At 60.4% G+C, this 24,905-nt stretch carries 20 protein-coding genes, 1 tRNA gene and 1 pseudogene; 17 read left to right on the top strand and 5 right to left on the bottom strand.

Annotated features, from left to right (window positions below):
- Positions 1-89 precede the first annotated feature (89 nt).
- The 5 genes and pseudogenes from AC1D1M_RS28840 (at position 90) to AC1D1M_RS28820 (ending at position 5,110) form a co-directional block, all read left to right on the top strand.
- The gene (locus tag AC1D1M_RS28840) at positions 90-698 is read left to right on the top strand and encodes a biliverdin-producing heme oxygenase (protein WP_477778311.1); all 609 of its coding nucleotides are present in this window, start codon (positions 90-92) and stop codon (positions 696-698) included.
- 160 nt (positions 699-858) lie between these two features.
- On the top strand, positions 859-1,248 hold the full coding sequence (locus AC1D1M_RS28835; protein ID WP_477778310.1) for a YbaN family protein: 390 nt from the start codon (positions 859-861) through the stop codon (positions 1,246-1,248).
- A 200-nt stretch (positions 1,249-1,448) separates the two neighbouring features.
- Positions 1,449-2,729: pseudogene (locus tag AC1D1M_RS28830) on the top strand (methyl-accepting chemotaxis protein); the annotation flags it as partial.
- Positions 2,730-2,831: 102 nt separating this feature from the next.
- Positions 2,832-3,587 carry a methyl-accepting chemotaxis protein gene (locus tag AC1D1M_RS28825; protein WP_477778381.1) on the top strand — a complete coding sequence of 252 codons (756 nt, stop codon included), beginning with the start codon at positions 2,832-2,834 and terminating at the stop codon, positions 3,585-3,587.
- A gap of 176 nt (positions 3,588-3,763) precedes the next feature.
- Complete coding sequence (locus AC1D1M_RS28820) at positions 3,764-5,110, top strand: CoA transferase (RefSeq protein ID WP_477778309.1); 1,347 nt, start codon at positions 3,764-3,766, stop codon at positions 5,108-5,110.
- A gap of 132 nt (positions 5,111-5,242) precedes the next feature.
- Here AC1D1M_RS28820 and AC1D1M_RS28815 read toward each other — a convergent pair whose 3' ends face one another.
- Positions 5,243-6,106: a DNA-3-methyladenine glycosylase family protein gene (locus AC1D1M_RS28815; RefSeq protein WP_477778308.1), complete on the bottom strand. Its 864-nt coding sequence runs from the start codon at positions 6,104-6,106 to the stop codon at positions 5,243-5,245.
- Entirely contained in the window at positions 6,103-7,530 is a 1,428-nt protein-coding gene (arcD, locus tag AC1D1M_RS28810) for an arginine-ornithine antiporter (RefSeq protein WP_477778380.1), read from the bottom strand. The genes AC1D1M_RS28815 and arcD (AC1D1M_RS28810) overlap by 4 nt, the downstream gene beginning before the upstream one ends.
- A gap of 442 nt (positions 7,531-7,972) precedes the next feature.
- On the opposite strand from arcD (AC1D1M_RS28810), the gene arcD (AC1D1M_RS28805) reads away from it, so the two are divergent.
- The 12 genes from arcD (AC1D1M_RS28805) to AC1D1M_RS28750 all read left to right on the top strand — a co-directional run bounded on the left by arcD (AC1D1M_RS28805) (position 7,973) and on the right by AC1D1M_RS28750 (position 22,647).
- Entirely contained in the window at positions 7,973-9,400 is a 1,428-nt protein-coding gene (gene arcD / locus AC1D1M_RS28805; protein ID WP_477778307.1) for an arginine-ornithine antiporter, read from the top strand.
- A 46-nt stretch (positions 9,401-9,446) separates the two neighbouring features.
- Positions 9,447-10,703, top strand: a complete 1,257-nt coding sequence (gene arcA / locus AC1D1M_RS28800) for an arginine deiminase (protein ID WP_223445821.1) — start codon at positions 9,447-9,449, stop codon at positions 10,701-10,703.
- Positions 10,704-10,785: 82 nt separating this feature from the next.
- On the top strand, positions 10,786-11,796 hold the full coding sequence (locus tag AC1D1M_RS28795; RefSeq protein ID WP_477778306.1) for an ornithine carbamoyltransferase: 1,011 nt from the start codon (positions 10,786-10,788) through the stop codon (positions 11,794-11,796).
- Positions 11,797-11,965: 169 nt separating this feature from the next.
- Positions 11,966-12,895, top strand: a complete 930-nt coding sequence (gene arcC, locus AC1D1M_RS28790; protein WP_477778305.1) for a carbamate kinase — start codon at positions 11,966-11,968, stop codon at positions 12,893-12,895.
- Positions 12,896-12,958: 63 nt separating this feature from the next.
- A complete protein-coding gene (locus tag AC1D1M_RS28785) occupies positions 12,959-13,321 on the top strand; it encodes a DUF5064 family protein (RefSeq protein ID WP_150757912.1) in 363 nt (120 codons plus the stop codon).
- A 215-nt stretch (positions 13,322-13,536) separates the two neighbouring features.
- Positions 13,537-15,045 carry a sigma-54-dependent transcriptional regulator gene (locus AC1D1M_RS28780; RefSeq protein WP_477778304.1) on the top strand — a complete coding sequence of 503 codons (1,509 nt, stop codon included), beginning with the start codon at positions 13,537-13,539 and terminating at the stop codon, positions 15,043-15,045.
- A 412-nt stretch (positions 15,046-15,457) separates the two neighbouring features.
- Positions 15,458-15,841 carry a glycine cleavage system protein GcvH gene (gene gcvH, locus AC1D1M_RS28775; RefSeq protein ID WP_008047373.1) on the top strand — a complete coding sequence of 128 codons (384 nt, stop codon included), beginning with the start codon at positions 15,458-15,460 and terminating at the stop codon, positions 15,839-15,841.
- Between the two features lie 11 nt (positions 15,842-15,852).
- Positions 15,853-18,705 (top strand): aminomethyl-transferring glycine dehydrogenase, encoded by a 2,853-nt coding sequence (gcvP, locus tag AC1D1M_RS28770; RefSeq protein ID WP_477778303.1) that lies wholly within the window; start codon positions 15,853-15,855, stop codon positions 18,703-18,705.
- Positions 18,706-18,909: 204 nt separating this feature from the next.
- Complete coding sequence (locus AC1D1M_RS28765; RefSeq protein WP_477778302.1) at positions 18,910-20,286, top strand: L-serine ammonia-lyase; 1,377 nt, start codon at positions 18,910-18,912, stop codon at positions 20,284-20,286.
- Positions 20,287-20,322: 36 nt separating this feature from the next.
- The gene (gene gcvT / locus AC1D1M_RS28760; RefSeq protein ID WP_477778301.1) at positions 20,323-21,447 is read left to right on the top strand and encodes a glycine cleavage system aminomethyltransferase GcvT; all 1,125 of its coding nucleotides are present in this window, start codon (positions 20,323-20,325) and stop codon (positions 21,445-21,447) included.
- Between the two features lie 403 nt (positions 21,448-21,850).
- Entirely contained in the window at positions 21,851-22,063 is a 213-nt protein-coding gene (locus tag AC1D1M_RS28755; protein ID WP_007977299.1) for a cold-shock protein, read from the top strand.
- A 95-nt stretch (positions 22,064-22,158) separates the two neighbouring features.
- Positions 22,159-22,647: an RDD family protein gene (locus AC1D1M_RS28750; RefSeq protein WP_008047369.1), complete on the top strand. Its 489-nt coding sequence runs from the start codon at positions 22,159-22,161 to the stop codon at positions 22,645-22,647.
- 97 nt (positions 22,648-22,744) lie between these two features.
- Here AC1D1M_RS28750 and nadA read toward each other — a convergent pair whose 3' ends face one another.
- The 3 genes from nadA to queC form a co-directional block, all read right to left on the bottom strand.
- A complete protein-coding gene (gene nadA / locus AC1D1M_RS28745; protein WP_007995624.1) occupies positions 22,745-23,803 on the bottom strand; it encodes a quinolinate synthase NadA in 1,059 nt (352 codons plus the stop codon).
- A 270-nt stretch (positions 23,804-24,073) separates the two neighbouring features.
- Positions 24,074-24,149, bottom strand: a tRNA-Lys gene (locus tag AC1D1M_RS28740).
- Between the two features lie 63 nt (positions 24,150-24,212).
- A complete protein-coding gene (gene queC, locus AC1D1M_RS28735; protein ID WP_477778300.1) occupies positions 24,213-24,905 on the bottom strand; it encodes a 7-cyano-7-deazaguanine synthase QueC in 693 nt (230 codons plus the stop codon).

Below are 24,905 nucleotides of genomic sequence, written 5' to 3'. Positions count from 1 at the left end.
ATCAAGCCGCCCGGTGAGGATTTTTTACTGTCAGGCGCCTTGCTGTTCGTCTCGTTACCAAGCGCCTCTTCTTTCTCCAAGGAATTGCCATGACTACCCAGGCCACCGAACAACGCCCCAACCTGCGCTCGCAGCGTTTGAACCAGATCACCAACGAGCCGCACAGCAAGCTCGATGCCTTGGTCAAGGCCCACTCCCCGTTTGAAACCCCGGCCAATTTCGCCCGCTTCGTGGTAGCGCAGTACCTGTTCCAGTCGGAACTGGTGTCGCTGTACAACGATGCCGAACTGACCGCCATCGTCCCGGATCTGCCGGCCCGCTGCCGTGCCGATGCCGCCAGGGCCGACCTCGCGGACCTGGACACCGACGTGCCGACACCTGTGGCCGGTGCACTGAAGAACCCGACCAAGGCCGAAGCCCTGGGCTGGATCTTTGTTTCGGAAGGCTCGAAGCTCGGTGCGGCGTTCCTGATCAAGCGTGCCGTGGGCCTTGGCCTGAGCGAAACCTTCGGCGCCCGCCACCTCGGCGAACCGGCCGGTGGCCGCGCTGAAGGCTGGAAGCGCTTCGTCCAGACCCTGGACGGCCTGGCATTCAGCACCCAGGAAGAAGCCGAAGTGGAAAAAGGCGCCATCGACGCGTTCAACCGGTTTACCGTGTTGCTGGAGCAGGCTTATTCGACAACCACCGAGCCGGCCTGAGACATCTAACCCCTGTGGGAGCGGGCTTGCCCGCGATGGCGGCTTCGCATCCAATAGAGATGCTGAATTGTAAATTGCTATCGCGGGCAAGCCCGCTCCCACAGGGACCGAGTAAGTCCGCTAGATCCCGATCAAGCCTGAACGCCTTCCTCCCGAGCCCATGCCCACCTCTTCCAAACTCTCCCGCCTTCTCTTCGGCCTGCTGGCCTATGTCAGCCTGGGCATCGGCCTGGTCGCCATCGTCATACCCGGCCTGCCAACCACCGAGTTCATCCTGCTGGCCGCCTGGGCCGCAACCCGAAGTTCGCCGCGCCTGAGTGCCTGGCTGGAAAACCACCGACTGTTCGGCCCCATCCTCCATAACTGGCGCAACGGCAAGATCATCGCGCGTCGAGCAAAAGTCAGCGCCACTGTCAGCATGCTGTTATGTGCCGGTCTGATGTTGGCGATGCTCGATCACGGCTGGCCGGTCTACCTGGCGATTATCGGGATGGGGCTGGGCAATCTGTGGATCTGGTCACGGCCGGAATCACTGCCAGAACCCGTCTGAACAACTCCGCGATTTTTCTTCGTTTTAAAGCGCTTTTCGGCACATTTTCCTGCGCAAACGTTCAACCATTACCGTTCGTCGGGTTGCCCCTCATGTAACCTCAACGCCACGCCGATGTGCATTGATCGGCGCTAAATGGATTTAGCGAGTGAGCCGCAACGGCCCACAGCCAACACTTCATCCATTCGCGAGTTCGCCCTATGTTCGACTCACTGTCCATCCGCCTGAAAATCGTCCTGCTGTCCGGTCTGTGCCTGCTGGGTGTAGTCGCCTTGATAGTGGGCATGAATATCTACCAGACCAATCAGAACGATGACCTGGTCAGCGATTCCAGCAGCAGAATGCTCACCGCCAGTGTGCAGGACCTGCTCCAGGCCAAAGCCGCCGAGCAAGCGGTGCGGGTGCAGAAGACATTCAGTGAAACCCTGACGGTGGTGACCGCCCTGGCCGACCAGATCAAGGACATGCGCACCCTGGCCGCCAAGCGCGAGCTTGCACCCGGCGCCCTGCGTGAAGAGTTGAACCAGAGCCTGAAAACCGCGTTCGAGCGCAACGGCAAAGTGCTGGGCATCTGGCTGGCGTTCGAACCCAACGGCCTGGACGGCAAGGACAGCGAGTTCGCCAACGACGCCGCCCGCCAGTCCAACGAAATCGGTCGTTTCGCCACCTACTGGAGCCGCGCCGGGGGCGAGTCGCTGAACACGATCATGGTCGAAGAGGACATGACCAAAACCACCCTGAACCTCAGCGGCACGCCGTACAACGTCTGGTACACCTGCCCGCGGGACAGCAAGCGCACCTGCCTGCTCGACCCCTACGCCGATACGGTCGGCGGCAAGGAAGTGTTGATGACCACCATTTCCGTACCGCTGCTGGTGGATGGCAAGTCCATCGGTGTGGTCGGTATCGACATCGCCCTCGACGCCCTGCAAGCGGCGGCGGTCGACTCCCAGCGCGACCTGTTCAACAGTGCCGGGCACATGCTCATCGTCTCCGGCACTGGCGTGATGGCGGCCTACAGTGTCGATGCAACGAAAGTCGGCAAGAACATCGGCGACACCCTGGGTGCAGATGGCAAGGACATCCTGCAACTGCTCGGCAGCGGCGCGCCGAAGATTCTCCAGCAAGGCGACCTGATCCGTGCGGTGTACCCGGTCAGCCCGATTGCCGATGCCAAGGCCTGGGCCGTGGTGATCGACCTGCCCAAACAAGTGCTGCTGGCCGACTCGGTGAAGCTGCAAGCGGTACTCGACGATGCCCAGCAAAGCGGCACGATCAAGGCCCTGTCGGTGGCGGTGATTGCCGGCCTGCTTGGGTTGTTGCTGATGTGGCTCACCGCGTCCGGCGTGACCCGCCCGATCAACAGCGTGGCCGACATGCTCAAGGCGATTGCCAGCGGTGACGGCGACCTGACCCAGCGCCTGCACTACAGCAAGCAGGACGAACTGGGCGAACTGGTGAGCTGGTTCAACCGCTTCCTCGACAAGCTGCAACCGACCATCGCGCAGATCAAGCAAAGCATCACCGACGCCCGCGGCACGGCCGATCAATCGTCGGAGATTGCCCGCCAGACCAGCGAAGGCATGCAGGTGCAGTTCCGCGAAATCGACCAGGTCGCCACGGCGTCCAACGAGATGAGCGCCACCGCCCACGATGTCGCCAACAGTGCCTCGAACGCGGCCAACGCCGCCAAGGGTGCCGACCAGTCGGCCCGCGACGGCATGTCGATCATCGAGCGCAGCACCCGCGATATCAATCAACTGGCCAACGAAGTCAGCAAGGCCGTGACCGAAGTCGAAGCCCTCGCGGTCAACAGCGAGCAGATCGGTTCGGTGCTGGAGGTGATTCGCAGCATCGCCGAGCAAACCAACCTGCTGGCCCTCAATGCTGCCATCGAAGCCGCCCGTGCCGGCGAGAGCGGTCGCGGCTTTGCGGTGGTGGCCGATGAAGTGCGCAACCTGGCCAAACGCACCCAGGATTCGGTGGAAGAAATTCGCCAGGTAATCGAACGCATCCAGTCCGGCACCCGCGGCGTGGTCGCCACCATGCATTCAAGCCAGACTCAGGCCCACAGCAACGCCGGGCAGATCCAGCAGGCGGTCCAGGCCTTGAGCAAGATCAGCGACGCGGTCACCGTGATCAGCGACATGAACCTGCAAATCGCCAGCGCCGCCGAGCAGCAAAGCGCCGTGGCCGAAGAGGTCAACCGCAACGTCTCGGCGATCCGCACCGTCACCGAAACCCTGACCGGCCAGGCCACCGAATCGGCGCAGATCAGCAGCCAGCTCAACACCCTGACCACCCAGCAGATGAAGTTGATGGATCAGTTCCGCGTTTAAAGCACCTACCGAAGATCCCCTGTGGGAGCGAGCTTGCTCGCGATAGCGGTCTTTCAATCAACATTGATGTTGAATGTAATTCCGTCATCGCGAGCAAGCTCGCTCCCACAGAGGGATTTCATCTGACTTGGAATTTTTTGGACTAAGATCTGGCTCTCGTTCCGGAGGGCCCTTCGATGACTGATCTGCTCACGTCCATTCAAGCCGCACTCGGTTTGCCTCATACCCCGATTTCATTCACGTCCAGCGGCGCCCTGCCCTCGGCGTTTGCCGTCACGGATCTGGCCTGCGCCAGCATGGCCGCCGCCGGCCAGGCCGCCAGCGAACTACTGCACCAGCAAACCGGGCGCCTGCCCGACCTTGAAGTTGACCGACGCCTGGCATCCTTCTGGTTCGCGACCTCGATTCGTCCGATCGGCTGGAGCGTTCCGCCGTTGTGGGATCCGGTGGCCGGTGACTACGCCACCCGCGATGGCTGGATTCGCCTGCACACCAACGCGCCCCACCACCGCGCTGCCGCCGAAAACGTGCTCGGTGCCTGTGCCGACCGCGCAGCGATGACCGGCAAAGTGGCGCAATGGACGAAAAGCGAGTTGGAGCAAGCAGTGGTCGATGCCGGTGGTTGCGCCGCCGAAATGCGCACTTGGGATCAATGGCAGACCCATCCGCAGGGACAGGCGGTAAATGCCGAACCCTTGATTCTGTTCGCCAACCACCCAAGCCAGAGCCGCAAACCGTGGACAGGTTCAGTTGCTCGACCACTGGCCGGCATCAAGGTACTGGACTTGACCCGGGTACTGGCGGGGCCCATCGCCAGTCGCTTTCTGGCAGGCCTGGGCGCCGATGTCTTGCGCATCGATCCGCCGACCTGGAACGAGCCGGGGGTGGTGCCGGAAGTCACGTTGGGAAAACGTTGCGCGCGTCTTGATCTGAACGACAGGTCCGATCGCGCGGTATTCGAATGCCTGCTCAAGGACGCCGACATTCTGCTCCATGGCTATCGTGCCGATGCGCTGGAGCGACTTGGCTTCGGCACGAATGAGCGCCATCAACTGAACCCCGGCCTGATTGATGTTTGCCTCAATGCCTATGGCTGGAGCGGCCCCTGGCAAAACCGCCGGGGCTTCGACAGCCTGGTGCAGATGAGCAGCGGCATTGCCGAAGCGGGCATGCGCTGGAAGCAGGCGGACAAGCCGACGCCGTTGCCGGTGCAGGCCCTCGATCACGCCACCGGGTATTTGATGGCGGCCAGTGCGATCAGGTTATTGGCAGAGCGCTTGAGCCGCGGGATGGGGAGCTCGGCGCGATTGTCGTTGGCGCGTACGGCGAGGTTGTTGATCGAGCATGGGCCGGGGACGATTGAAGCGTTACGTGCGGAAGATGAGCAGGATCAGGGGGTGATGGTGGAGCAGACTCCGTGGGGGCCAGCGCATCGGTTGCACGCCCCATTGAAGATGACTGGGACACCGTTGCAATGGGCGCTACCGGCAACCGAATTGGGTTCACATTGCGCGCAGTGGTAGTGAGTTTTAGATAGCCATCGCGAGCAAGCTCGCTCCCACAGGGACCGCATTTTTCCTGACGATCGCGATCAACTGTGGGAGCGAGCTTGCTCGCGATGGCGCCAGAAACAGCAACACAAAAACCGGATCAGCTCAGTCCGACCGACTCAAAGCAGTCCATAGCACCTGCGCCGCATACCCTCGATACGGCCGCCACCCTTCAGCCCGCAACAACAACTGCTTCGCTGTCACCGGCCCACCCTCCAGCGCCGTCAACGCATTGATCAGCCCCACGTCGCCATTGGGAAATCCATCCATCTCCCGCAACTGTCGCAAGGCAATGTATTGCGCCGTCCAGTCACCAATCCCGTGCAAGGCCAGCAACCGTGCTACGCCTCCCATCCGGCCGGGCTCAAACAATCGTGGATCCTCGAGCAGTGCCTGAGCCACCCCCGACAACGTCCGGCCTCGGCTTTTCGGCATGCCCAGCGTCGCCAGATCCGCTCCCGCCAGCACATCAGCCGTGGGAAACACATGGCTCAATCCCGACTGCAGTGAACTCAATGGCACACCGTACTGCGCCACCAGTTTCCCCGCCAATTTGATCGCCGCCACCACCGTAATCTGCTGCCCCAGCACCGCGCGGATCGCCAGTTCCAGGCCATCCCACGCTCCTGGTACACGCAGCCCGGGGCGCTCGGCAATCAACCGCGCCATCAGCGGATCAACCGCCAGGTGCCGGTGAATCGTGGACAGGTCGGCATCCAGATCGAACATCCGCCGCACTCGCGCAACGATCTCGGGCACGGCAGCAGCATCCGGAAAGTCCAGATTCAGCTCAAGCGCATCGGATGTAGCAGGCTGGATCGAAAACGTACCGTGAACGCCATGCAAGTCGATACTGCGCGAGTAAACACCCTCGACCACCGTTTCCAGGCCAACAATCGCCCGCGCCGACAAAAAACCCAGCATCGCCGGCCAGTCATAGGGTGGTTGATACGCCAGCAACACCTTCACAGACTCAGCAACCCGCTGTACAACCCATAAGCCGCCAGCCCGGCGCCCCCAATGACACCGGTGAAAATGCTTTTCTCGATAACCGTGAACAATGGCATGCCCTGTTCATGACGTGACTTGGCAAACAGGATCACACCCGGCGCATACAGCAACGCCGACAGCAGCAAATACTTCAGGCCACCGGCGTACAGCAACCACACCGCGTAACTCAAAGCGATGACGCCAATGAGCAAATCCTTGCTCCGCTCGGCCGGTGCCTGCTGGTAAGTTTCACCGCGCACGCACAACAACACCGCATACGCCGCCGACCACAGGTACGGCACCAGAATCATCGAGGACGCCAGATAAATCAGGCTGGTGTAGGTGCCGGCGGAAAACAGCGTGATCAGCAGGAACAACTGGATCATCGCGTTGGTCAGCCACATCGCATTGACCGGCACACGGTTGGCGTTTTCCCTGGTCAGGAATGCCGGCATGGTCTTGTCTTTCGCTGTGGCGAAGAGGATTTCGGCGCACAGCAGCGCCCAGGACAACAAGGCACCCAACAACGAGATCGCCAGGCCGACGCTGATCAGCAACGCGCCCCAGGGGCCGACGATGCGTTCAAGCACCGCCGCCAATGAAGGGTTCTGCAGTTTCGCCAGTTCCGGTTGGGTCATGATCCCCAGCGACAGCACGTTCACCAGCACCAGCAGCGCCAATACCCCAACGAACCCGATCACTGTCGCGCGGCCCACGTCGGATCGTTTCTCCGCCCGGGCGGAATAGACACTGGCGCCCTCGATGCCGATAAACACGAATACGGTGACCAGCATCATGTGCCGAACCTGATCCATCACGCTGCCGAACTCCGGGTTGTTGCGCCCCCAGATATCGAGGGTAAAGATGTCCGCCTTGAACGCTACGGCGGTGATCACGATGAACATGATCAGCGGCACGATCTTGGCCACGGTGGTCACTTGATTGATGAACGCCGCCTCTTTGATCCCGCGCATCACCACAAAATGCACGGTCCAGAGCAGCACCGAAGCGCAGACGATAGCGATCGGCGTGTTGCCTTCGCCAAAGACCGGAACGAAATAACCGAGGGTGCTGAACAGCAGCACGAAGTAGCCGACGTTGCCCAGCCAGGCGCTGATCCAGTCCCCCCAGGCTGAAGAAAAGCCCATGTAGTCACCGAACCCGGCCTTGGCATAGGCGTACACCCCGGAGTCCAGCTCCGGCTTGCGGTTGGCCAGGGTCTGGAACACGAACGCCAGGGTGAGCATGCCGACGGCCGTGATTGCCCAACCGATCAGAATCGCCCCGGCATCGGCCCTGGCCGCCATGTTTTGCGGCAGGGAAAAGATCCCGCCGCCGATCATCGAACCCACCACCAACGCGATCAACGCGCTCAGGCGAAGCTTGCTCGGTGATTGCGACATCATTGCATCTCCATTTCTTTGGCGGGCGACAACTGCTGCGAGATCGTCACATAACGGGCGTCAACTAAACTGATGAAGAGTAATAACGTTTATTGGATAACGCCAACAAGCGTCTTTTAACTTGCACAAAATGGCTATTAAGACGTCGATATAATCATTTGTTGTATACGATTTTTTAATACGTCAATTTTGTACAAAAAACCCATAAAGAAAATTTGCAGATTCTGAAAAACCAACTAGCGTCATAATTCGAAACAAACTATACAAAGTACTGAAATAATCTGCAAAAGGCTCTAGAACAAGCATTACAGGCAGAAACATTGTAAATGATGGCACTCCGCCAACAAACTGGGAACGCTCTCATTTAGTGATCTAAGTCAGCTGATTGAGCAGTCAACGGAATTAGTCTGTTGCCTCTCTTCTCCTGCATTGGAGTCATGCAATGTCTGAAGCTCCCGGAAAACTCAAACTCGGCGCGCTGGTTGCGTTAGTCGTGGGTTCGATGATTGGTGGCGGGATCTTTTCCTTGCCACAAAACATGGCCGCCAGTGCCGATGTCGGCGCCATTCTGATCGGTTGGGCGATCACCGCCGTCGGCATGCTCACCCTGGCGTTCGTGTTCCAGACCCTGGCCAACCGCAAACCCGATCTTGATGGCGGGGTCTACGCCTACGCCAAAGCCGGTTTCGGCGACTACATGGGCTTCTCGTCCGCCTGGGGGTACTGGATCAGTGCCTGGCTGGGCAACGTGGGGTACTTCGTACTTTTGTTCAGCACCCTCGGCTACTTCTTTCCGCTATTTGGGGAGGGGAATACCCCCGCTGCCGTGATCGGCGCCTCGGTGCTGCTCTGGGCCGTACATTTCCTCGTACTGCGAGGAATAAAGGAAGCAGCGTTCATCAACCTGGTGACCACCGTCGCCAAGATCGTGCCGCTGCTGTTGTTCATGTTGATCGCGTTGTTCGCCTTCAAACTGGACATTTTCACCGCCGACATCTGGGGCCTGAAGAACCCGGACCTGGGCAGCGTGATGGACCAGGTGCGCAAGATGATGCTGGTCACCGTGTGGGTGTTCATCGGCATCGAAGGCGCGAGCATCTTTTCGGCCCGGGCGGAAAAGCGCAGCGATGTGGGTAAAGCCACCGTGATCGGCTTCGTCACCGTGCTGCTGTTTTTAGTCCTGGTCAACGTGCTGTCGCTGGGGATCATGACTCAGCCGGAACTGGCCAAACTGCAGAACCCGTCAATGGCCGCCGTGCTGGAACACGTGGTTGGTCACTGGGGCGCGGTGCTGATCAGCGTCGGTTTGATCATCTCGTTGCTGGGGGCGTTGCTGTCCTGGGTGCTGCTGTGCGCGGAGATCATGTTCGCCGCCGCCAGGGACCACACCATGCCGGAGTTTTTGCGCAAGGAAAACGCCAACCATGTACCGGTCAACGCCCTGTGGCTGACCAACGCCATGGTGCAGGTTTTCCTGATCATCACGCTGTTCTCGGCCAGCACTTACCTGTCGCTGATCTACCTCGCCACATCGATGATTCTGGTGCCCTACCTGTGGTCGGCGGCCTACGCCTTGCTGTTGGCGGTGCGTGGCGAAAGCTACGAAGGCGCGGCGGGCGAGCGGCAGAAGGATCTGATCATCGGTGCCGTGGCCCTGATCTACGCGATCTGGCTGCTGTACGCCGGCGGCATCAAGTACCTGCTGCTGTCCGCCCTGCTCTACGCCCCCGGCGTGATCCTGTTCGCCAAGGCCAAGCTGGAAATCAACAAACCGGTTTTCACCAACGTCGAGAAGCTGATTTTCGCTGCGGTGGTCGTGGGCGCCGTGGTGGCGGCCTACGGTCTCTATGACGGCTTCCTGACTCTTTAGCTTCTGTTTCTAGAAGCACTGTTTTGACATCTGGAGGATCACTGTAATGACCAAGGAAAAAGTTAAGTACGGCGTCCATTCCGAAGCCGGTAAACTGCGCAAAGTCATGGTTTGCTCCCCAGGCCTGGCCCATCAGCGGCTGACCCCGAACAACTGCGATGAACTGCTGTTCGATGATGTGCTGTGGGTGGCCCAGGCCAAGCGCGACCACTTCGACTTCGTCACCAAGATGCGCGAACGCAACATCGATGTGCTGGAAATGCACAACCTGCTGACCGACATCGTCGCCATCCCCGAAGCCCTGGACTGGATCCTGGAACGCAAGATCACCGCCAACTCGGTGGGCCTGGGCCTGATCAACGAAACCGCCTCGTGGCTGCGCAGCCTGGAGCCGCGCAAGATCGCCGAGTTCCTGATCGGCGGCGTATCGGGCGATGATCTGCCGACCAGTTTCGGTGGCAAGGCCATCGAGATGTTCCGCGACTTCCTCGGCAACTCCAGCTTCATCCTGCCGCCGCTGCCCAACACCCAGTTCACCCGCGATACCACCTGCTGGATCTACGGTGGCGTCACCCTCAACCCGATGTACTGGCCGGCACGCCGTCAGGAAACCCTGCTGACCACCGCCATCTACAAATTCCACCCCGAGTTCACCAACGCCGACTTCCAGATCTGGTACGGCGACCCGGACAAAGAGCATGGCAACTCCACCCTGGAGGGCGGTGATGTGATGCCGATCGGCAACGGCGTGGTGTTGATCGGCATGGGCGAACGCTCGTCGCGGCAGGCCATTGCGCAACTGGCGGTGAACCTGTTCAAAAACAAAGCCGTCGAGAAAGTGATCGTCGCCGGCCTGCCGAAATCTCGCGCGGCAATGCACCTGGACACGGTGTTCAGCTTCTGCGATCGCGACCTCGTCACGATCTTCCCGGAAGTGGTGAACCAGATCGTCGCCTTCACCCTGCGTCCCGATGAAAGCAAAGCGGGCGGCATCGATATCCGCCGCGAAGAAACCAACTTCCTCGACACCGTGGCCCAGGCCCTCAACCTCAAGGCCCTGCGCGTGGTGGAAACCGGCGGCAACAGCTTCGCCGCCGAACGCGAGCAATGGGACGACGGCAACAACGTGGTGGCCGTGGAACCCGGCGTGGTCATCGGCTACGACCGCAATACCTACACCAACACCCTGCTGCGCAAGGCCGGTGTGGAAGTCATCACCATCAGCGCCGGCGAACTCGGCCGGGGACGGGGCGGCGGCCATTGCATGACCTGCCCGATCATCCGCGACCCGATTGACTACTAACCTATGAACCTTGGCCCGCGCTGCCCTCTACCCAAGGGCATGCACGGGCCAAGGGGATAACCGACACCTTAGGAGATCCAAAATGGCGTTCAATATCCATAACCGCAATCTGCTGAGCCTGGAACACCACACCCCTCGCGAATTGCGCTACCTGCTCGACCTGTCCCGCGACCTCAAGCGTGCCAAGTACACCGGCACCGAACAGCAGCATCTCAAGGGCAACAACATCGCGCTGATCTTCGAAAAGACCTCGACCCGCACCCGCTGCGCGTTCGAAGTTGCAGCCTATGACCAGGGCGCCAACGTCACCTACATCGACCCGAACTCTTCGCAGATCGGCCACAAGGAAAGCATGAAGGACACCGCCCGTGTGCTCGGGCGCATGTACGACGCCATCGAGTACCGTGGCTTCAAACAGGAAATCGTCGAGGAACTGGCCAAGTTCGCCGGTGTGCCGGTGTTCAACGGCCTGACCGACGAATACCACCCAACGCAAATGATCGCCGACGTGCTGACCATGCGTGAGCACGCCGACAAGCCCATCCACGAAATCAGCTACGCCTACCTCGGCGATGCCCGTAACAACATGGGCAACTCGCTGCTGCTGATCGGCGCCAAACTCGGCATGGACGTGCGCATCTGCGCGCCGAAAGCCCTGTGGCCGGCGGACGACCTGGTGGCTCGCTGCAAAAAATACGGCGAAGAAAGCGGCGCGCGCATCACCCTCACCGAAGACCCGAAAGCGGCGGTCAAGGGCGTGGACTTCATCCACACCGATGTCTGGGTGTCGATGGGCGAGCCGGTCGAAGCCTGGGCCGAACGCATCCAGCAACTGCTGCCGTATCAGGTCAATGCCGAACTGATGAAAGCCACCGGCAACCCGCGCACCAAGTTCATGCACTGCCTGCCGGCGTTCCACAACTGTGATACCAAAGTCGGCAAGCAGATTGCCGAGCAGTACCCGAACCTGAGCAACGGCATCGAAGTGACCGATGACGTGTTCGAGTCGCCGGCCTGCATCGCCTTCGAGCAAGCGGAAAACCGCATGCACACGATCAAGGCGATTCTGGTGTCGACGCTGGCTGACCTGTAACGGCTGACTCGGCTCCCACTGACGGAACACGGTCAATGTGGGAGCTGGCTTGCCTGCGATGGCCGCACCTCGGTGTCTCTGACAGACCGCGGTGATCCTATCGCGAGCAAGCTCGCTCCCACAGGGAATCGAGTCGTTTGCCTTTCCTCTGTTTAGAAGGACTAGCACCATGCGTATCGTCGTTGCTCTGGGCGGTAATGCCCTGCTCCGCAGGGGTGAACCGATGACCGCTGACAACCAGCGCGCCAACATCCGGATCGCCACCGAACAGATCGCCAAGATCCATCCCGGCAACCAACTGGTCATCGCCCACGGCAATGGCCCCCAGGTCGGACTGCTGTCATTGCAGGCGGCAGCCTACACCTCCGTCACCCCTTACCCGCTGGACGTGCTCGGTGCCGAAACCGAAGGCATGATTGGCTACATCATCGAACAGGAACTGGGCAACCTGCTGGACTTCGAAGTGCCCTTCGCGACCCTGCTGACCCAGGTCGAAGTCGATGCCAATGACCCGGCGTTCAAAAACCCGACCAAGCCCATCGGCCCGGTCTATAGCAAGGCCGATGCGGAAAAACTCGCCGCCGAAAAAGGCTGGGCCATTGCCCCGGACGGCGACAAATATCGTCGCGTGGTCGCCAGCCCGAAACCCAAGCGCATCTTCGAAATCCGTCCGATCAAATGGCTGCTGGAAAAAAGCAGCATCGTGATCTGCGCCGGTGGCGGCGGCATTCCGACCATGTATACGTCGCCCGGCAAACTCGAAGGCGTCGAAGCGGTCATCGACAAGGACCTGTGCTCGGCGCTGCTGGCCGAACAACTTGAAGCCGATCTGCTGGTGATCGCCACCGACGTCAACGCCGCCTTCATCGACTTTGGCAAACCCACGCAGAAAGCCATCGCCCAGGCCCACCCCGACGAAATGGAAAAACTCGGCTTCGCCGCCGGCTCCATGGGACCGAAGGTGCAGGCAGCCTGCGAATTCGCGCGCCATACTGGAAAAGTCGCAGTGATCGGTTCGCTCGCGGACATCGAAGCGATCGTCCAGGGCAAGGCCGGTACACGCATCAGCACGGCGACACCGGGCATCAGCTATCAATAACCGAAACTGCGGGGCAGGCCTGCGGTCTGCCCTGATTCAAGACCTTTTGAAGGAGAGTCAACAATGGCAACGTTCGAGCCGGGTCACCTGCACATCGAGCGACACGCGCTGAACAAGGACGACGTCAGCTACAACATCTACCTCGACTATGAAGTCAGTCAGGACCCCAAGGAAGGCAAAGGGATGCTGTTCAAAATGCACGGCAGCATTCAGAACAAAGACATGAGCGAGTCGTTCTTCCTGCCCAAGGACATGGCCTACAACTTCGCCAGCAACGTCACCAAGATTGCCGAGAAGCATGGCATCCCGAAAACCCATAGCAACATCGGTTCGGTCCACAAACATTACGACGCGATGTTCGAAGACGTGCGGGTGCAGTTGAACATGAAATCGGGCGACCCGGTCAAACCCGAGCACCTGGAATAACCCAGCCTCCAAGTGGACGCTGTACCTGTGGGAGCGAGCTTGCTCGCGATGGCGGCCTGTCATCCACCATTGATGTTGACTGACACACTGCCATCGCGAGCAAGCTCGCTCCCACAGGGGGCTATAGCCCAATCAAAGTCCGCGCAAAATTTCACCATTAGCCCGCCCCAAGGCATACTTGCCACCCTTCGCACTGCAGAACCCAAAACCGCCCCATGCGTATCCACGTCAGCTTCATCGACCGCGTCGGTATCACCCAGGAAGTCCTGGCCCTGCTCGGCGGGCGCAATCTGAACCTGGATGCGGTGGAAATGGTCCCGCCCAATGTTTATATCGACGCCCCGACCCTGAGCCCGCAAGTCCTCGAGGAACTGCGCGATGCCCTGTTCAGCGTGCGTGGCGTGCAAGCGGTGACGGTGGTCGACATCCTGCCGGGCCAGCGCCGGCACTTGCAGCTCGACGCCTTGCTCGCAGCCATGACCGACCCGGTGCTGGCGCTGGACAGCGACGGCAAGGTGCTGCTGGCCAACCCGGCCCTGATTGCCCTGTACGGCCGCGAACCGGGCGGTGAAAGCGTGGGCGACCTGTTTGCCGACCCGGCCTTGCTCGACGCCTTGCTCGAACACGGCTTCCGCCTGCCGCTGCGGGAAATCACCGTCAACGGCCAGACTTTATTGCTCGACGCCACTCCGATTACCGACGCCGGCGCCCTGCTGACCCTGTACCAACCGAACCGCATCGGCGAACGCCTTTCCGCGCTGCACCATGACCACGCCGAAGGTTTCGATGCGCTGCTCGGCGAGTCCCCGGTGATCCGCACTCTCAAGGCGCGTGCCCAGCGGGTGGCGGCCCTCGATGCACCGCTGCTGATCCAGGGCGAAACCGGCACCGGCAAGGAGCTGGTGGCCCGCGCCTGCCACGCCATCAGCGCCCGGTACAGTTCACCGTTTCTGGCGTTGAACTGCGCGGCATTGCCAGAGAACCTCGCCGAAAGCGAACTGTTCGGCTACGCCCCCGGCGCCTTTACCGGCGCACAACGGGGCGGCAAACCGGGGCTGATGGAGCTGGCTAACCAGGGCACGGTGTTTCTCGATGAAATCGGCGAGATGTCGCCGTATTTGCAGGCCAAATTGCTGCGTTTCCTCAACGACGGCAGTTTTCGCCGGGTCGGCGGTGACCGTGAGGTCAAGGTCAACGTACGGATCCTCAGCGCGACCCACCGCGACCTGGAAAAAATGGTCAGCGAAGGCCTGTTCCGCGAAGACCTGTTCTATCGCCTCAACGTTCTCAACGTTGAAGTGCCGCCGCTACGCGAGCGCGGCCAGGACATCCTGCTGCTGGCCCGCTACTTCATGCAGCAGGCCTGCGCGCAGATCCAGCGCCCGATCTGTCGCCTGGCGCCGGGCACTTACCCGGCGCTGCTGGGCAACCGCTGGCCAGGCAATGTGCGGCAATTGCAAAACGTGATCTTCCGCGCCGCTGCGATTTGCGAAAGCAGCCTGGTGGACATCGGCGACCTCGACATCGCCGGCACCTCGGTGGCCCGCCAGAGCGACCATGACGTCGACAGCCTGGAACAGGCCATGGACGAGTTCGAGAAAACCCTGCTGGAAAAACTCTACGTCAGCTACCCCTCGACCCGGCAACTGGCGACCCGCCTGCAAACCTCCCACACGGCGATTGCCCATCGGTTGCGCAAGTACGGGATTCCCAACAAGGCTTGAAGCCTTGCGTCCACAGATGGTGGGCTGTGTACTTGATCTTATGGTGCCTGCGACAAGATCGCAGCCTGCGGCAGCTCCTACGGAACGGATTGTCACTTCGAAAACTTCTTCACCTGTTTAAAAACGACCTCCATCTGTACTGAAAGCGCTACAGCGGAACGATATCGCTACACCCCTCTCCGGTCACGGCTGTGCAAGGCTTTGATCCACCTCGGCTTTCATCCTTGACATATGCCGTATCGATTTCGCTACAACGATTGATTTTCAGCGTTTGTCGAAACCACCTAAATCATTGATCAATAACAATAAAAACAACATTGGCCGCGTTCTTGCTATGTACTCCTCATAACCCGGGCATCGCCCAAGTATTCAATCGCGTCCACCAGACGAGTCTGGCCCCTTAGGAGTTTCCATGAGCGAGTTGCGTTTTACTGAAGATCACGAATGGCTGCGCACCGAAGCAGACGGCAGCGTCACGGTCGGCATCACCGCTTTCGCACAGAACGCCCTGGGCGACGTGGTTTTCGTTCAACTGCCTGAGCTGCAGTCCTACGACAAAGGCGCCGAAGCTGCCACCGTGGAATCGGTCAAGGCTGCAAGCGGCGTGTACATGCCACTGGACGGCGAAGTGCTGGAAGTGAACCCGGCGCTGGACAGCAGCCCTGAACTGGTCAACGAAGATCCGCTGGGCGAAGGCTGGTTCTTCCGCTTCCAGCCAAGCGACGCCTCGGCAGTCGCCCAACTGCTGGATCAGGACGCCTACGACCGCCTGATCAAAGCCCAAGCCGAAGCCTGAGGAGCACTGACATGACCCAAGTGAATCTGACCACCGCCAACGAATTCATTGCCCGTCATATCGGCCCGCGCGCCGGTGACGAGCAAGCCATGCTCAACAGCCTCGGTTTCGACTCCCTGGAAGCCCTGAGCGCCAGCGTGATTCCCGACAGCATCAAAGGCACCAGTGTGCTCGGCCTGGAAGACGGCTTGAGCGAAGCCGATGCCCTGGCCTTGATCAAGTCCATCGCGACTAAAAACCAGCTGTTCAAGACCTACATCGGCCAGGGCTACTACGGCACCCACACGCCGTCGCCGATCCTGCGCAACCTGCTGGAAAACCCGGCCTGGTACACCGCCTACACCCCGTACCAGCCAGAAATCTCCCAGGGCCGTCTCGAAGCGCTGCTGAACTTCCAGACCCTGATCAGCGACCTGACCGGCCTGCCGATTGCCAACGCCTCGCTGCTGGACGAAGCCACCGCGGCTGCCGAAGCCATGACCTTCTGCAAACGCCTGAGCAAGAACAAGGGCAGCCACGCCTTCTTCGCCTCCGTGCATTGCCATCCGCAAACCCTCGACGTACTGCGCACCCGTGCCGAGCCTCTGGGCATCGACGTGGTGGTTGGCGACGAGCGCGAGCTGACTGACGTGACGCCATTCTTCGGCGCACTGCTGCAATACCCGGCAAGCAACGGTGACGTGTTCGATTACCGCGAGCTGACCGAACGCTTCCACGCCGCCAACGCCCTCGTTGCCGTGGCTGCCGACCTGCTGGCCCTGACCGTGCTGACCGCCCCGGGCGAATTCGGCGCCGACGTGGCCATCGGCAGTGCACAGCGCTTCGGCGTACCGCTGGGCTTCGGTGGCCCGCACGCGGCGTACTTCTCCACCAAGGATGCGTTCAAGCGTGACATGCCGGGCCGCCTGGTCGGTGTTTCCGTAGACCGTTTCGGTAACCCGGCCCTGCGCCTGGCCATGCAGACCCGCGAGCAACACATCCGTCGCGAGAAAGCCACCAGCAACATCTGCACCGCGCAAGTACTGCTGGCCAACATCGCCAGCATGTACGCCGTGTACCACGGTCCGAAAGGACTGACGCAGATCGCCAATCGCATCCATCACCTGACTGCAATCCTGGCCAAAGGCTTGAGCGCATTGGGCCTGAGCGTCGAGCAAGCGAGCTTCTTCGACACCCTGACCGTGAAGACCGGCGCGCAAACCACCGCCCTGCACGACAAGGCACACGCCCAGCGCATCAACCTGCGCGTGGTCGATGGCGAGCGCCTGGGCCTGTCCCTGGACGAAACCACCACTCAGGCTGACGTTGAAGCCCTGTGGAGCCTGCTGTCCGACGGCAAGGCCCTGCCGGACTTCGCCGCCCTCGCCGCCTCGGTCGTCAGCGCCATCCCGGCCACGCTGGTGCGTCAGTCGCCGATCCTCAGCCACCCGGTGTTCAACCGCTATCACTCGGAAACCGAGCTGATGCGCTACCTGCGCAAACTGGCAGACAAGGACCTGGCGCTGGACCGCACCATGATCCCGCTGGGTTCGTGCACCATGAAACTCAACGCCGCCAGCGAAATGATCCCGGTGACCTGGGCCGAGTTCGGCGCCCTGCACCCATTCGCCCCGGCCGAGCAAAGCACCGGCTACCAGCAACTGACCGACGAACTGGAAGCCATGCTTTGCGCTGCCACCGGCTACGACTCGGTTTCGCTGCAACCTAACGCCGGTTCCCAGGGCGAATACGCCGGCCTGCTGGCGATTCGTGCCTACCACCAGAGCCGTGGCGAAGACCGTCGCGACATCTGCCTGATCCCGTCGTCGGCCCACGGCACCAACCCGGCCACTGCACAAATGGCCGGCATGCGCGTGGTCGTCACCGCTTGCGATGCCCGTGGCAACGTCGACATCGAAGACCTGCGCGCCAAGGCCATCGAGCACCGCGAACACCTCGCCGCACTGATGATCACTTACCCGTCGACCCACGGCGTGTTCGAAGAAGGCATCCGCGAAATCTGCGGCATCGTTCATGACAACGGCGGCCAGGTGTACATCGACGGCGCCAACATGAACGCCATGGTCGGCCTGTGTGCACCGGGCAAGTTTGGCGGCGACGTGTCGCACCTGAACCTGCACAAAACCTTCTGCATCCCCCACGGCGGTGGCGGTCCGGGCGTCGGCCCGATCGGTGTGAAATCGCACCTGGCGCCATTCCTGCCGGGCCACGCGCAGATGGAACGCAAGCAAGGCGCCGTTTGCGCGGCACCGTTCGGCAGCGCGAGCATTCTGCCGATCACCTGGATGTACATTCGTATGATGGGTGGCGCGGGCCTCAAGCGTGCTTCGCAACTGGCGATCCTCAATGCCAACTACATCTCCCGTCGCCTCGAAGAGCACTACCCAGTGCTCTACACCGGCAGCAACGGCCTGGTGGCGCATGAGTGCATCCTCGACCTGCGTCCACTGAAAGACAGCAGCGGCATCAGCGTCGATGACGTCGCCAAGCGCCTGATCGACTTCGGCTTCCACGCGCCGACCATGTCGTTCCCGGTGGCCGGCACGCTGATGATCGAGCCGACCGAAAGCGAATCCAAAGAAGAACTGGACCGTTTCTGCGACGCCATGATCCGCATCCGCGAAGAAATCCGCGCAGTGGAAAACGGCACCCTGGACAAGGACGACAACCCGCTGAAAAACGCCCCGCACACCGCCAAGGAACTGGTCGGCGAGTGGTCTCACCCGTACAGCCGTGAGCAAGCGGTGTACCCGGTTGCGTCGCTGATCGAAGGCAAGTACTGGCCACCGGTCGGTCGCGTCGACAACGTGTTTGGCGACCGCAACCTGGTCTGCGCTTGCCCGTCGATCGAAAGCTACGCTTAAACAAATGAGGGGGCGGATTGATCCGCCCCCAATTTCCAGAACACCCCACAACCCTGTGGGAGCGAGCTTGCTCGCGATAGCGGTCTTTCAATCAACATCTCTGGTGAATGTCAGTCCGTCATCGCGAGCAAGCTCGCTCCCACAGGGATCTGTGCCAAGTCTTATGTTCCGTGAATTCCTATAACAAGAAACCGGAGAACCACCATGTCGTTAAGCGTGTTCGACCTGTTCAAGATTGGCATCGGCCCCTCCAGCTCCCACACTGTCGGCCCGATGCGCGCCGCTGCGCGTTTCGTCGAAGGCCTGCGCCGTGAAGGGCTGCTGTCGGCAACCACCTGCGTCAAAGTCGAACTGTACGGCTCGCTCGGCGCCACCGGCAAAGGCCACGGCAGTGACAAGGCTGTGCTACTTGGCCTGGAAGGCGAGCACCCGGACACCGTAGACACCGAAACCGTCGCGGCGCGTCTGCAAGAAATCCGCAGCAACGCACGCTTGAACCTGCTCGGCGAACACAGCATTGCGTTCAACGAGAAAGAACACCTGGCGATGATTCGCAAACCGTTGGCCTATCACCCCAATGGCATGATTTTTCGCGCCTTTGACGCGGCGGGCCTGCAGATCCGCAGCCGTGAGTACTACTCGGTCGGCGGCGGTTTTGTGGTCGATGAAGACGCCGCCGGCGCCGATCGCATCGTCGAAGACGCCACGCCCCTGACCTTTCCGTTCAAAAGCGCCAAGGACCTTCTCGGTCATTGCGTCAAATACGGGCTGTCGATCAGCCAGGTGATGCTGACCAACGAAAGCGCCTGGCGCCCGGAAGCGGAAACCCGCGCCGGCCTGCTGAAAATCTGGCAGGTGATGCAGGACTGCGTCGCCGCCGGATGCCGTAATGAAGGCATCCTGCCCGGCGGGCTGAAGGTCAAACGCCGGGCCGCCGCACTGCATCGGCAGTTGTGCAAGAACCCGGAATCGTCGTTGCGCGACCCGTTGTCGGTGCTGGACTGGGTCAATCTCTACGCGCTGGCGGTCAACGAGGAGAACGCCAACGGCGGGCGCGTCGTGACCGCGCCCACCAACGGTGCAGCGGGGATCATTCCGGCGGTGTTGCACTACTACATGCGCTTTATCCCCGGCTCGAATGACGACGGCGTGGTGCGTTTTCTGCTCACTGCCGCGGCCATCGGCATTCTGTACAAGGAAAACGCCTCGATCTCCGGCGCCGAAGTCGGCTGCCAGGGCGAAGTCGGCGTCGCCTGCTCGATGGCCGCCGGTGCCTTGTGCGAAGTCCTTGGCGGCACTGTGCAACAAGTGGAGAACGCCGCGGAAATCGGCATGGAACACAACCTCGGGCTGACCTGCGACCCGATTGGCGGGCTGGTGCAAGTGCCTTGCATCGAGCGCAACGCCATGGGTTCGGTCAAGGCCATCAATGCCGTGCGTATGGCCTTGCGTGGCGACGGGCAACACTTCGTCTCCCTCGACAAGGTCATCCGCACCATGCGCCAGACCGGCGCCGACATGAAAAGCAAATACAAGGAAACCGCCCGTGGCGGTTTGGCGGTCAACATTATCGAGTGCTGATGCGCGCTCATCTGCACCCTTCTTCAGGAGCTGAATATGTCCACCGAACAACTGTTGAAAACCCCGTTGCACGCACTGCACATCGAACTCGGCGCACGCATGGTGCCGTTCGCCGGCTACGACATGCCCGTGCAGTACCCGCTGGGCGTAATGAAAGAACACCAGCACACCCGCGAACAGGCCGGGCTGTTCGATGTCTCGCACATGGGCCAGATCCGCCTGACCGGCGCCAATGCCGCCAAGGCCCTGGAAACCCTGGTGCCGGTGGACATCGTCGACCTGCCGGTGGGCATGCAGCGCTACGCCATGTTCACTAACGAGACCGGCGGCATTCTCGACGACCTGATGGTCGCCAACCTGGGCAATGACGAACTGTTCCTGGTGGTCAACGCCGCCTGCAAGGACCAGGACCTGGCCCACCTGCGCAAGCACATTGGCGACCAGTGCACGATCGAGCCGCTGTTCGAAGAACGCGCCCTGCTTGCCCTGCAAGGCCCGGCTGCCGTAACCGTGCTGGCACGCCTGGCACCTACAGTTGCAAAGATGACCTTCATGCAGTTCGCCCGCGTGAATCTGCTGGGCGTGGACTGCTTTGCCAGCCGTTCGGGCTACACCGGTGAAGACGGTTTCGAAATTTCCGTACCCGCCGCCAACGCCGAAGCCCTGGCTCGTGCACTGCTCGCTGAAGCCGAAGTGGCCGCCATCGGCCTTGGCGCTCGTGACTCCCTGCGCCTGGAAGCCGGCCTGTGCCTGTACGGCCACGACATGAACACCGACACCAGCCCGATCGAAGCAAGCCTGCTGTGGGCGATCTCCAAGCCACGTCGCGCTGATGGCGCACGGGCCGGCGGCTTCCCAGGCGCCGAAACCGTATTCGCTCAGCAACAGGCAGGCGTGAACCGCAAACGTGTGGGTCTGCTACCACAGGAACGTACACCCGTGCGTGAAGGCGCCGAGATCGTCAACGAATCCGGCGACATCATCGGTAGCGTCTGCAGCGGCGGTTTCGGGCCGACCCTGGGCGGTCCGCTGGCCATGGGTTATGTCGACAGCGCCTACATCGCACTGGACACACCGGTTTGGGCGATTGTTCGTGGGAAAAAGGTGCCTTTGCTTGTAAGCAAAATGCCATTTGTTCCACAACGCTACTATCGCGGCTGATTGAATGTTCCTATAAGTAACGCGGTTGCGTTAACTGTGCACTAATGTGTAACGCAACCGCCATAAAATAGTGCATTGTTTGGCTCTAAGCTTCGATTATGAACTTTGCTTATAACGATCGAAAACATTTGAACAAGGCTAGCGAATAAGGCCGCACTAGTGGACTTACTTTGCCATCAACCTGAGGAAATACGGGGCTCTCACAGGGCTTGTTTTTTCTCCCGTAGTTGGCGTAGAGTTTGTTCACTGTGTTTGCATGGGTCGCTTGGAATCGTGACCTGGGCAGTAGCCTACAAGTTAGCTACATCCCGTTCGACGTCTTCTTACTCTCCTGCAACCAGCCCCAGTACTCTTTCATGAGAAGGAGACTGTCATTAATTTTTTGCGTCAAAGGAAATAAGAAATGTCCCAACGTCAGAGCGGTACCGTCAAGTGGTTTAACGACGAGAAAGGTTTTGGTTTTATCACTCCTGAAAGCGGTCCGGATCTGTTCGTGCATTTCCGCGCCATCCAGGGCAACGGCTTCAAGAGCCTGAAAGAAGGCCAGAAAGTGACTTTCATCGCCGTGCAGGGCCAGAAAGGCATGCAGGCTGACGAAGTACAAGCAGAAGCCTAATCTTCTGTAACGAAAAAGCCCCTGATGCTGACATCAGGGGCTTTTTTGTGCGCGTAAATCCGTAAAATGGCTTCTTTTTTCGCCGAGAGCCTGCCATGTCGAAACACCTGCTTACTCCCCAGGGCGACTTTCCTGCCGCTGGCCTGGGTCGTCGCCTGGCAGCCATGTTCTATGATTTCCTGCTGTGCACCGCCCTGCTGATCGTCACCAGCGGCATCTACAAGATGATCCAGATGGCGATCATCGGCGAAGAAAGGATGCGCACCCTCACCGAAGCGGGTGCGCTGGACGGCGATCCGCTGCTCTCCACAGTGCTGTTGTTCGTACTGTTCGGCTTCTTCGCCAAATTCTGGACCTGGTCCGGTCAGACGCTGGGCATGCAGGTCTGGTGCATCCGCGTGCAGAATGCCGATGGCTCGTCCATCAGCCTGTGGCAGGCGCTGCTGCGCTTTGTGGTGTCGATTGCCTCGCTGCTATGCGTTGGCCTGGGATTCTTCTGGTCGCTGTTCGACAAGCAGAAACGCAGCTGGCATGACATGTATTCCAACACCCGGCTGGTGCGGATTCCGAAGAAGACCAAGTAACGCCCACAAAAAAGATCGCAGCCTTCGGCAGCTCCTACAGGGTTTCGTTTACACCTGTAGGAGCTGCCGAAGGCTGCGATCTTTTGCTTTCTGGCCTTTAAGCGTTACCGGCCAGTTTCATCCGCGCCGCCTGGGTGAAATCAAGCATGCGCTTGAGCGGCCGGATCGCCTGAGGAATCAGCGCCGGGTCGACAAAGATCTCGTTCGCCCCCTCCTTCAACGCCTTCAGCGTGCGCTCAAGGGTGTTCATGGCCATCCACGGGCAATGTGCACAACTGCGGCACGCCGCGCCGTTACCCGCCGTAGGGGCTTCGATAAAGACCTTGTCCGGGCACAGCTGCTGCATCTTGTAGAAGATGCCGCGGTCGGTTGCGACGATCAGCGTCTTGTTCGGCAGGCTCTGTGCCGCCGCGATCAACTGACTGGTGGAGCCCACTGCGTCGGCCAGTTCGATCACCGATGTCGGCGACTCCGGGTGCACCAGAATCGCTGCATCCGGGTACAGCGCCTTCATGTCTTCAAGCTGCTTGGACTTGAACTCTTCGTGAACGATGCAGGCACCGTCCCACAGCAGCATGTCGGCACCGGTCTGGCGCTGGATGTAGGTCCCCAGGTGCTTGTCCGGCCCCCAGATGATGGTCTCGCCGTTGTCCATCAGGCTCTCGACAATCTCCAGCGCACAGCTTGAAGTCACCACCCAATCCGCTCGGGCCTTTACCGCAGCCGACGTGTTGGCGTACACCACCACCGTGCGCTCCGGGTGTTGATCGCAGAACGCGGAAAACTCGTCCACAGGGCAACCCAGGTCGAGCGAACAGGTCGCTTCGAGCGTCGGCATCAGCACGCGTTTTTCCGGGTTGAGGATCTTGGCTGTCTCACCCATGAACTTCACGCCGGCGACGACCACGGTCTTGGCCGGATGGGCGTTGCCGAAACGGGCCATTTCAAGCGAGTCGGAGACACAACCACCCGTCTCTTCGGCCAGCGCCTGAATGACAGGGTCACAATAGAAGTGGGCCACCAGCACCGCGTCCTGAGCCTTGAGCTCGGCAGCGATGGCAGCACGGTAATAAGCCTCTTCATCGGCGGTCAGCGGCTTGGGCTGTTTGGCGTCGAGGTGGGCTTGAACCAGAAGGCGTTCGGAAATTTGCGTCATGTTCGCAAGACCTGCAAGCGCATTCGCGCGAAAGTCGAGTATACACCCGGCTCCGGACCCGTCAGGGTACCGCCGGGAAAGTGAGTATTCATCAGGCACGGACAGTGTTGAAGCTGCGCAAGGCTACAGAATATCCGACGGATGCAAAAGGTGATTCTGACCTGCGTCATGCGCAGCAGCCCGCAGCGAAGCGGACTTGAATTGCGGGCAAAAAAAAACCCGGAAATCCTCACTTGCGTGGGCCTTCCGGATTTTCTAAACCGCCAAAAATGGTGGGTCGTGTGGGATTCGAACCTACGACCAATTGGTTAAAAGCCAACTGCTCTACCAACTGAGCTAACGACCCGCTGTGTGGTGGCGCGTATAATACTGATTTTTAAGGACTATTCAACACCTATTTTGAAATAAATCAAAAATAAGGGGTTGGATCGCTGATTCCGGCCGCCGCAAAGCCTTCTGCACGCAGTCGGCAGCTGTCGCACTTGCCGCATGCACGACCCTTATCGTCGGCCTGATAGCAGGAAACGGTCAGTCCGTAGTTCACGCCAAGCTTCACGCCCTCCTGGACGATCTGCGCCTTGCTGAGGTTTTGCAGAGGTGCCTGAATGCGGAAGCCATTGCCTTCCACGCCGGCCTTGGTTGCCAGGTTGGCCATGCGCTCGAACGACTCGATGAACTCGGGACGGCAGTCCGGGTAACCGGAATAATCCACCGCATTGACGCCGATGAAGATGTCCCGTGCGCCAAGTACCTCTGCCCAGCCCAGGGCCAGGGACAGGAACACCGTGTTACGCGCAGGCACATACGTCACCGGAATGCCTTCACCCAACTCTTCCGGAATATCGATGCTGCTGTCGGTCAGCGCGGAGCCGCCCATGCCATTCAGGTTCAGACCGATCACCTTGTGCTCGACCACACCCAGGTCCCGCGCCACACGCTCGGCGGCGTACAGTTCGGCGTGAGAGCGCTGACCGTAATCGAAGCTCATGGTGTAGCAGCTGTAGCCTTCAGCGCGCGCCATGGCCACGACGGTCGCCGAGTCCAGGCCACCGGACAGCAGGATGACCGCACGTTTTTCAGCAGTATTGAGTTGTTCAGTCAT

The organism is Pseudomonas sp. P1_F7 (genome assembly GCF_056405655.1).
This window is presented reverse-complemented; position numbering and strand designations above follow the sequence as displayed.

What these genes read in the sequence shown, in the direction of transcription:
- nadA (WP_007995624.1), bottom strand. Translation starts at nt 23,803, where the DNA reads ATGACGCAAATTTCCGAACGCCTTCTGGTTCAAGCCCACCTCGACGCC.
- arcA (WP_223445821.1), top strand. Translation starts at nt 9,447, where the DNA reads ATGACCAAGGAAAAAGTTAAGTACGGCGTCCATTCCGAAGCCGGTAAA.
- AC1D1M_RS28765 (WP_477778302.1), top strand. Translation starts at nt 18,910, where the DNA reads ATGTCGTTAAGCGTGTTCGACCTGTTCAAGATTGGCATCGGCCCCTCC.
- arcD (WP_477778307.1), top strand. Translation starts at nt 7,973, where the DNA reads ATGTCTGAAGCTCCCGGAAAACTCAAACTCGGCGCGCTGGTTGCGTTA.
- AC1D1M_RS28795 (WP_477778306.1), top strand. Translation starts at nt 10,786, where the DNA reads ATGGCGTTCAATATCCATAACCGCAATCTGCTGAGCCTGGAACACCAC.
- AC1D1M_RS28820 (WP_477778309.1), top strand. Translation starts at nt 3,764, where the DNA reads ATGACTGATCTGCTCACGTCCATTCAAGCCGCACTCGGTTTGCCTCAT.
- AC1D1M_RS28755 (WP_007977299.1), top strand. Translation starts at nt 21,851, where the DNA reads ATGTCCCAACGTCAGAGCGGTACCGTCAAGTGGTTTAACGACGAGAAA.
- gcvT (WP_477778301.1), top strand. Translation starts at nt 20,323, where the DNA reads ATGTCCACCGAACAACTGTTGAAAACCCCGTTGCACGCACTGCACATC.
- gcvP (WP_477778303.1), top strand. Translation starts at nt 15,853, where the DNA reads ATGACCCAAGTGAATCTGACCACCGCCAACGAATTCATTGCCCGTCAT.
- queC (WP_477778300.1), bottom strand. Translation starts at nt 24,905, where the DNA reads ATGACTGAACAACTCAATACTGCTGAAAAACGTGCGGTCATCCTGCTG.
- AC1D1M_RS28825 (WP_477778381.1), top strand. Translation starts at nt 2,832, where the DNA reads ATGCAGGTGCAGTTCCGCGAAATCGACCAGGTCGCCACGGCGTCCAAC.
- arcD (WP_477778380.1), bottom strand. Translation starts at nt 7,530, where the DNA reads ATGTCGCAATCACCGAGCAAGCTTCGCCTGAGCGCGTTGATCGCGTTG.
- AC1D1M_RS28840 (WP_477778311.1), top strand. Translation starts at nt 90, where the DNA reads ATGACTACCCAGGCCACCGAACAACGCCCCAACCTGCGCTCGCAGCGT.
- AC1D1M_RS28835 (WP_477778310.1), top strand. Translation starts at nt 859, where the DNA reads ATGCCCACCTCTTCCAAACTCTCCCGCCTTCTCTTCGGCCTGCTGGCC.
- arcC (WP_477778305.1), top strand. Translation starts at nt 11,966, where the DNA reads ATGCGTATCGTCGTTGCTCTGGGCGGTAATGCCCTGCTCCGCAGGGGT.
- AC1D1M_RS28780 (WP_477778304.1), top strand. Translation starts at nt 13,537, where the DNA reads ATGCGTATCCACGTCAGCTTCATCGACCGCGTCGGTATCACCCAGGAA.
- AC1D1M_RS28750 (WP_008047369.1), top strand. Translation starts at nt 22,159, where the DNA reads ATGTCGAAACACCTGCTTACTCCCCAGGGCGACTTTCCTGCCGCTGGC.
- AC1D1M_RS28785 (WP_150757912.1), top strand. Translation starts at nt 12,959, where the DNA reads ATGGCAACGTTCGAGCCGGGTCACCTGCACATCGAGCGACACGCGCTG.
- gcvH (WP_008047373.1), top strand. Translation starts at nt 15,458, where the DNA reads ATGAGCGAGTTGCGTTTTACTGAAGATCACGAATGGCTGCGCACCGAA.